At 70.4% G+C, this 7,159-nt stretch carries 8 protein-coding genes; 5 read left to right on the top strand and 3 right to left on the bottom strand.

Annotated elements, in window-relative coordinates:
* The 3 genes from GWI24_RS37290 to GWI24_RS37280 form a co-directional block, all read left to right on the top strand.
* A partial coding sequence (locus GWI24_RS37290; RefSeq protein WP_210950479.1) for a DNA/RNA non-specific endonuclease occupies positions 1–885 on the top strand: 885 nt, incomplete at its 5' end.
* Between the two features lie 158 nt (positions 886–1,043).
* Positions 1,044–1,577: a bacterioferritin gene (locus GWI24_RS37285; RefSeq protein ID WP_210950478.1), complete on the top strand. Its 534-nt coding sequence runs from the start codon at positions 1,044–1,046 to the stop codon at positions 1,575–1,577.
* Positions 1,578–1,597: 20 nt separating this feature from the next.
* Positions 1,598–2,305 carry a pentapeptide repeat-containing protein gene (locus tag GWI24_RS37280; RefSeq protein ID WP_210950477.1) on the top strand — a complete coding sequence of 236 codons (708 nt, stop codon included), beginning with the start codon at positions 1,598–1,600 and terminating at the stop codon, positions 2,303–2,305.
* Here GWI24_RS37280 and GWI24_RS37275 read toward each other — a convergent pair.
* Positions 2,263–2,607 carry a hypothetical protein gene (locus tag GWI24_RS37275; RefSeq protein ID WP_210950476.1) on the bottom strand — a complete coding sequence of 115 codons (345 nt, stop codon included), beginning with the start codon at positions 2,605–2,607 and terminating at the stop codon, positions 2,263–2,265. The genes GWI24_RS37280 and GWI24_RS37275 overlap by 43 nt on opposite strands.
* A gap of 252 nt (positions 2,608–2,859) precedes the next feature.
* Here GWI24_RS37275 and GWI24_RS37270 point away from each other — a divergent pair, with 252 nt between their 5' ends.
* Positions 2,860–3,726, top strand: a complete 867-nt coding sequence (locus GWI24_RS37270) for an AraC family transcriptional regulator (RefSeq protein WP_210950475.1) — start codon at positions 2,860–2,862, stop codon at positions 3,724–3,726.
* 61 nt (positions 3,727–3,787) lie between these two features.
* Here GWI24_RS37270 and GWI24_RS37265 read toward each other — a convergent pair whose 3' ends face one another.
* Positions 3,788–5,224, bottom strand: a complete 1,437-nt coding sequence (locus GWI24_RS37265; protein ID WP_210950474.1) for an APC family permease — start codon at positions 5,222–5,224, stop codon at positions 3,788–3,790.
* Positions 5,218–6,021 carry a carbon-nitrogen hydrolase family protein gene (locus GWI24_RS37260; protein WP_210950473.1) on the bottom strand — a complete coding sequence of 268 codons (804 nt, stop codon included), beginning with the start codon at positions 6,019–6,021 and terminating at the stop codon, positions 5,218–5,220. Before GWI24_RS37260 ends, GWI24_RS37265 begins: the two co-directional genes overlap by 7 nt.
* 157 nt (positions 6,022–6,178) lie before the next feature.
* On the opposite strand from GWI24_RS37260, the gene GWI24_RS37255 reads away from it, so the two are divergent.
* Positions 6,179–6,940, top strand: a complete 762-nt coding sequence (locus GWI24_RS37255) for a FadR/GntR family transcriptional regulator (protein ID WP_210950472.1) — start codon at positions 6,179–6,181, stop codon at positions 6,938–6,940.
* Positions 6,941–7,159 lie beyond the last annotated feature (219 nt).

The following is a 7,159-nucleotide window of genomic DNA, read 5'->3' as shown; positions in this document are numbered from 1 at the left end:
ATGGCCACTCCCCCCGAGCCCCCGCAGAACCCGGAGACCGCGAGCCCCGCGTCCCTGGTGGACCGCAAGGGCTACAACGAGCGCTTCCTGGGCCCCTCCCTGCCACTGCCCCGGCCGACCGGCCCCGATACCGAGACGACCGTCCTGCCCTACACCAACTTCAGCGTCGTCTTCCGCCCGGACCGCCGGCTGGCCGCGGCGACGGCCGTCACGATCGACGGCGCGCACCTCGTCGATGTGCCGCGCGAGGACGAATGGCGGTTCGACCCCCGCCTGCCCGAGGCCCAGCAGGCCGGTCACCCCGTCTACCAGGACAACCCGCTGGACAAGGGACATCTGGTCCGCCGCCTCGATCCGGTATGGGGTCCAAACGCTTCCATGGCGAACGACGACACCTTCCACTACACCAACGCCGCTCCCCAGATGAACGTCTTCAACCAGGGCAAGAAGCTCTGGCAGGGGCTGGAGAACTTCCTCCTGGACCACGCCGAGGAGTTCGACCGGAAGCTGACGGTGTTCACCGGACCCGTGCTCGAGAACTCCGATCCGCCCTACCGGGGCATCCAGGTGCCGCTCCGGTTCTGGAAGGTCGCCGCCTTCCTGCAGGACGGTGAGCTGGCGTCCACCGCCTATGTGCTCGACCAGAGCCCCGACCTCAGCCGGGACGCCGCCGCCCGGGTCATGGCGGAGGCCGCACGGGCCGGAGACCCTCCCCCGCTCGGGGCCTTCCGCACCTTCCAGGTGCCGGTCTCCGACATCGCCCGCCTCACCGCCCTGGACCTGGGTCCGCTCCCGGCGGCCGACCGGCTGTCCGCCGGAAGGCGCGCCGCACCCCGCTGGACCCTCCTGGAGTCCTACGACGACATCACCGTGCACGCCGCATGAACCCATCCACCAAACGCGTCTGACGCCGCACCGGCGCCGGATACCGCCGATCGGCTGGCGTTGTGCGGCGATCCAGTCATCTTCCCGCTCCGTCCGCACCCCTCCGGGCCCCGGCGGGGAACCACTCGCCCAAGCCGAGGAGAGCAGAGAGGGCACCGATGAGCGACGACTTCGTGCTGGACGTGACCAGGATCCGCGACCACGCCCGCCGGAAGATGGCGGCGGGCCCGGTGACGGACACCTACGGTCTGGACAAGAACCGGGTCATCGGCATCCTTAATGACGTCATCGCGACCGAGGTGGTGTGCTGGCTGCGCTACACCCGCCACGCCATCTCGGCCAGCGGGATCGACCGCGCCCAGGTGTCCTCGGAGTTCACCGAGCACGCGAAGCAGGAGATGCAGCACGCGCTGCGCGCCGCCGCACGCGTCTCACAGCTCGGCGGCGACCCCGACTTCGACCCCGCCTCGCTGACCCAGCGCTCCCACACCGACTACACCACCCCGGCCGACAACGACCTCAAGGCGATGCTGGAGCACAATCTGCTCGCCGAGCGCATCGTGATCGCCAGCTATCAGGAGATCATCCGCTGGCTGGGCGAACACGACCCGACCACCCGCCGGCTGATGGAGTCGATCCTGGAGGAAGAGGAGGAGCACGCCGACGATCTGGTGGATCTGATCGGCGTCTGACATCCCTGATGGGTCGGCCCATGACCACGCGGTGGCCCCGCTCGCTCTCCTGCCTCATCGTGACCGCCCTGTCCTCGGCCCTGCTCGCCGGGTGCGGGGAGGAGGACGACCATGGCCGGAGCTGTTCCGGCCGTACGGGCAGGGATCTCTCCGGCCGCACCGTGACCGGTGGCGATCTGTGGCAGAAGAAGCTGCGGTGCGTGAATCTCGAACGGTCCACGCTGACCGGGCTGGTGTCCGAGGCCAATCTGCGCCGCGGCAATCTCTACGCGGCACGGCTGGCCGCGGTGTCGCTGGAGAACGTCGATCTGCGCGGCGCCGACCTCAGGCGGGCGGACCTCACCTCCGCCACCCTCTCGCAGGTCGATCTGCGCGGCGCCGATCTGAGCGGCGCCAGGCTCGGCAGGGGTCTGCTCACCGATGTCAGTTTCGAGGGCGCACGGCTGAACGGCGTGTATCTGCGGGCGGCGTCCCTCACCCATGTCGGCCTCAACGGAGCGGATCTGAGCGGCGCCGATCTGGCCGGAGCCACGGTGTCCGACTCCGATCTCCGCGGCGCGCGGCTGCGGGACGCCGATATCTCGACGACGAGTTGGGAGAACGTCCTCTGCCCGGACGGCTCCCGGTCGAGCGCACGGGTCTCCTGCGCCGACCATCTGGCCCGGGCGGCGCACCGGGCCTCGGGTCAGCTTCCCCCGCCGCCGGCCGCCTTGCCGGTCTCCCCCTGAGGGGTCCTCTGGGCGGCGCGATGCGCCTGCTCGAGACCTTTCATATAGGCGTCCAGATAGTCGGCGTCCGACAGCCTGGCGCAGGGCGTGGGGACGGGGTGGGAACGGACCGCTCCGCCCTTGTGGGCGGCGGCCCGGTCGGCGATGGCATCGACACAGGCCCGGGTGGTCTCGGCCCTCTCGGCGGCGGCCGGGGTGCCGCTCGGCGTGGACTTGTCGCGCACGTCACCGCCGGTGGAACAGCCGGTCAGGAGCAGGGTGATGGCGGTGACGGCCGCGGCTTGGACGGTGCGGGTGCCCATGTGTCTCCCAGGTGCGTGGATGGTGGGGTGCATCATGCGGCGCGACTGCGGCGAAGTGGGAGAGCCGTGTATGCGTTGTGATGAAACGGTGACCGAATGGACGTACGGATGAACCCCCGCCGGAACCCGGGCAAAGCGACGGCCGGCACGGTCCGTGACGGGCCGTCATACCCGACCGGACCGGGCACAGGATGTCGGGTCCGGCAGGGGGCCGGCTTCCTAACGTGATCAGCGTCAAGGAAGGAGACCGAGGTGCTGGAGCGGCTGAACGAGGCCCTGGACCACATCGATTCGCGTCTGGATCAGCGGATCGAGGTGGCCGAGCTGGCGCGGATCGCGATGACGTCGGAGTACCACTTCCGGCGGCTGTTCTCCGCGCTGGCGGGGATCTCGCTGTCGGAGTACATCCGGCGCAGACGGCTCACCCTCGCGGGGGCCGAGGTGCTCGCCGGGGAGCGGACGCTCCTGGAGATCGCGGTGCGCTACGGCTACGGCTCGGGGGAGGCGTTCGCGCGGGCGTTCCGGGCCATGCACGGTGTGGGCCCGGGTGAGGCCCGGCGGGCGGGTGCCTCGCTGAGCTCCCAGCCGCGGATGTCCTTCCGCCTCATCGTCGAAGGGAGCAGCAGCATGCGATACCGGGTCGTGGAGAAGGAGCGGTTCCAGGTGGTCGGCAAGAAGGTCCGTGTTCCGCTCGTGCATGAGGGGGTGAATCCGGCGATCGCGGAGTTCATCCGGGGGATCGGCCAGGAGACGATACGGCGGATCGCCGCTCTGTCCGACCAGGAGCCGGAGGGGATCCTGGGAGTGAGCGACAACCTCGATCCGAGCCGGGCGGAGGGCACCGAACTGGACTACTACCACGGGGTGGTGACCGGGGCCGCCGCCCCGGCGGACCTGGACACGCTCACCGTCCAGGCGGGGACATGGGCCGTCTTCGAGAACTCCGGGCCGTTCCCGCGGGCGCTCCAGTACCTGTGGCGGGACGTCTTCACGCAGTGGTTCCCGTCCAACCCGTACCAGAGCAGGCCGGGGCCGGAGATCCTGCGCACCCGCCTGTCACAGGACGGGGCGCGGGCGGACGCGGAGCTGTGGATCCCCGTGGAGCGGACCGCGGTCTGACGCTCCGTATGGCCCGGTTCGGCTGCCCGTGCCTTGCCCGGGCGGCCGAACCGGGCGGTTCTCACATACGCTCCCGCGCGCCGCGGTCCCCTCGGACCAGGCCCGCGACGAGCGCGAGGAAGGGAATGACGCCGAGGGTGACGCTCGCGCCCACACCGACGCCGGTGACGAGGGTGAAGTTGGAGAACACCAGCCACAGCGCGGTCAGCAGTCCGGCCACGGCCAGCACCGGCGCGATCCGGGTCTGCCAGGCCCTGCCCGAGGCGAGCCGGGCGTCGCGCGCGAAGAAGGCGACCACGGCGATGGACGTGATGAGCATGAGCAGGATCATGCCGACCGTCGCCACTCCCGCCATGGAGCCGAAGACCCCCACCAGCGGATCCAGTCCGGCGACGGCGCAGCACACGACCAGGACCAGCGCGGTGACGGTCTGGACGACCGAGGAGACGGACGGCGAGTGGTGGCGCGGATGGACGACGCCCAGCCGCGCGGGAAGGAGGTCCTTACGGGCGAGGGTGAAGGTGTAGCGGGCGATGACGTTGTGGAAGGAGAGCACACAGGCGAAGAGGCTGCTGAGCAGCAGCACCTGCATGACATCCCGCAGCGCGGTGCCGACATAGGCCTGAGCGGTGTCCATGAGCATGTTGCCCTGCCCGTCCAGGGTCTTCTGGGCCACGGCCGGGGCGTCATCGGTGCCCGCTGCCAGGACCAGCGCCCAGCAGGACAGCGTGTAGAACCCACCGATGATCAGGACGGCGAGGTAGGTGGCCCGGGGGATGGTCCGCTCCGGGTCGCGGGCCTCGTCCCGGAAGACGGCGGTGGCCTCGAAACCGATGAATCCGGTGATGGCGAAGAGCACGGCCACGCCCAGCGGTCCGGAGAACGCCGCATGCGGGGTGAACGACTCGGCGTTGACACCGTGGGCGCCGCCCCGGGCGAAGATCCCGGCGTCCAGGACGAGCACCACCGCGATCTCCAGGACGAGTGCCACACCCAGGACCTTGGAGCTGAGGTCGATATGGCGGTAGCCGAGGAGGGCCACGATGCCGAGCGCCGCGAGCGCCCACACCCACCAGGGCAGGGACGGCCCGCCGAAGGTGTGGAGGACATCGTTCACGGCCCATCCCAGATAGCCGTAGACGCCGACCTGGATCGCCGTGTACGCGACGAGCGCGACGGCGGCCGTGCCCACTCCGACCCGGTCCCCCAGGCCACGGGTGGCGTACGCGTAGAAGGCTCCGGCCTGCGGAACGTGGGGCGTCATGGTGACGAAGCCGACCGCGAACACCAGCAGGACCAGCGAGGCGAGGGCGAAGCCGACGGGGGCTCCGGCGCCGGGGCCGCCGGCGATGGCGAGCGGGACGTTGCCGCCGACGACCGTCAGGGGCGCGGCGGCGGCGATCACCATGAAGACGATGGCACCGGTGCCGAGCCGCCCCGAGAGGTTCGTCCGGGTGGGTTGCGGGGTGGATGCGTGCACATCGGGGTCGGTCAGCATGACGGGTCCTTGGTGGCGCGGGCGGACGGGGTGAAGAGGTCTGGCCGGAGGTCGGCCAGATACGGATTGGCCTTGCGCGCTTCCCGGACCGTGTGCGGTTCCACGGTGGCGAAGAGCAGCCGGTTGCCGTGTTCGACGCTGTCCAGCACGGTCGCCGACGGGCTCACGATGGAGCTGCGGCCGACGTAGCGCAGTGAACCCTCGTCGCCGTCATGGTTGACGTAGGCGATGTAGATCTGGTTTTCCCAGGCGCGCACCCTCAGCAGGTGCTCGGCGATGAACTCGTACGGTTGCATCTGGGCCGTCGGGACCGCTACGAGGTCCGCACCGGCGAGGGCGGCGGCCCGTACGTTCTCGGGGAACTCCACGTCGTAGCAGATCAGCATCGCGATCCGGACGCCCGCGTAGTCGATGACGGGAGCGGTCCGGTCGCCGGGTGTGAAGTACCTGCGGTCGAGTTCGCCGAAGAGGTGGGTCTTGCGGTGGCGGCCGAGGATCGCTCCGGCCGGGTCGATGAAGAAGGCACTGTTGTAGCAGGCGCCGTCGTCGTGCTCGGGAGCTCCGAGGACGAGCGCGATGCCGTGGGCGGCGGCGATCTCCTGGGCCGGGGAGAGCAGATCGGTGCGGGCCAGGTCCCGGACGGCGTCGCCGATGTCGTAGCCGGTGACGAACAGTTCGGTGGTGATCAGGAGTTCAGCACCTTCGGCACGGGCCCGGCGGCATGCCGCGTCCAGTTCGCGGAGGTTGGCGTCGACGTCGCCAGGCGTTCCCGCCGTCTGCAGTCCGGAGATCTTCATCAGTGCCTTCGACAGTGGGCGTCCAGGGGTGAATGCGAGCCATGAAAACATGCTCACTTTGATCAGGTAAACCCTCGGAGGTCACGGTTCCGCAAAACGGCGGCCCCCGTACGAGGACCGTGGGGAGGCCGCGGGGCGGGATGCCTACGCTGAGGGAATGGCGACCCAGGAACCGTCCGGCGCACCGAGCGCCCTGACCAGCAGCGCCCTCGCCGCGATCCGCCGCACCAGCGCCGTCGACACCGTGCGGGCCCGGATCTCGCTGGCGGTGGACCTGGGCCTGCTGGCGCCCGGCGAGCGGCTGCCCAATGTCCAGGCCACGGCGGTGGCGCTCGGGGTCGGCGAGATCACCGTCCGCCGGGCCCTCGGCACCCTGGAGCGCGAGGGCGTCGTCCAGCGGCGCCCGGGGCGTACGGGCGGCACCTTCATCGCGGAGCGGCCCCGCCGCCGCACCGTGGCTCAGGTCGCCGCGTACCGGGAGGACAGCGAACGGGTGCACCGGCTGATCGACGAGCGCATCGTGCTCGAGGCCGGTTTCGCTCATCTGGCCGCCGAGCGGCTCGGCCGGCCGGGGCTCGACCGCCTCGATGAGTGCATCCGGGAGATGGACGCGGCCGGGAGCTGGGCCGAGTTCCACGCCGGCGACAAGCGGTTCCACCTGGCACTCGCCGAGGGCGCCGGGCTGCCCTCCGCGCTGGGGATGTACGAGCGGGTCACCGGAGAGCTGTACGCGTACTTCCTGCCGTATCCGCTGGACTACCTCCGCGGCAGCAACGAGCAGCACAAGGCCATCAGGGCCGCGCTCGCCGCGCGGGACGCCGCCTCGGCGGCCGCCCTCCTCCGGGACCATGTGGCGGAGCTCCACCACTCGATGTACGTCGGCCTCGCGGACACCGCCGAGCGGGGCGAGGACGGCTGACCCGAGGCCATCCGCGTCTGTGGCCGACTCCATCTGTGGCTGACTCCACAGATCGCATGGTGAGACCGGGGTCCAATTCTTGAAACCCGGACCATATCCTGGAGAGCATGTCCGCACCCGCCCATCTGCTCTGTCTCGCGCTGTTCGCGAGCTCGGCGTGGTGCGTCGACGACGGCCTCTGTCGCCGCTGAGCCGGAACCAGCCGGTTTCCCCCTCCGC

The organism is Streptomyces sp. MK37H (genome assembly GCF_018035285.1).
GTDB classification, from domain to species: Bacteria; Actinomycetota; Actinomycetes; order Streptomycetales; family Streptomycetaceae; genus Streptomyces; species Streptomyces endocoffeicus.
Note: the sequence above shows the minus strand (reverse complement) of the source record. Positions and strands in the feature narration are given on the sequence as shown.

Excerpts from the sequence above, each read along its gene's own strand:
- GWI24_RS37285 (WP_210950478.1), top strand. The coding sequence starts at position 1,044 with ATGAGCGACGACTTCGTGCTGGACGTGACCAGGATCCGCGACCACGCC.
- GWI24_RS37280 (WP_210950477.1), top strand. The coding sequence starts at position 1,598 with ATGACCACGCGGTGGCCCCGCTCGCTCTCCTGCCTCATCGTGACCGCC.
- GWI24_RS37260 (WP_210950473.1), bottom strand. The coding sequence starts at position 6,021 with ATGAAGATCTCCGGACTGCAGACGGCGGGAACGCCTGGCGACGTCGAC.
- GWI24_RS37265 (WP_210950474.1), bottom strand. The coding sequence starts at position 5,224 with ATGCTGACCGACCCCGATGTGCACGCATCCACCCCGCAACCCACCCGG.
- GWI24_RS37275 (WP_210950476.1), bottom strand. The coding sequence starts at position 2,607 with ATGGGCACCCGCACCGTCCAAGCCGCGGCCGTCACCGCCATCACCCTG.
- GWI24_RS37255 (WP_210950472.1), top strand. The coding sequence starts at position 6,179 with ATGGCGACCCAGGAACCGTCCGGCGCACCGAGCGCCCTGACCAGCAGC.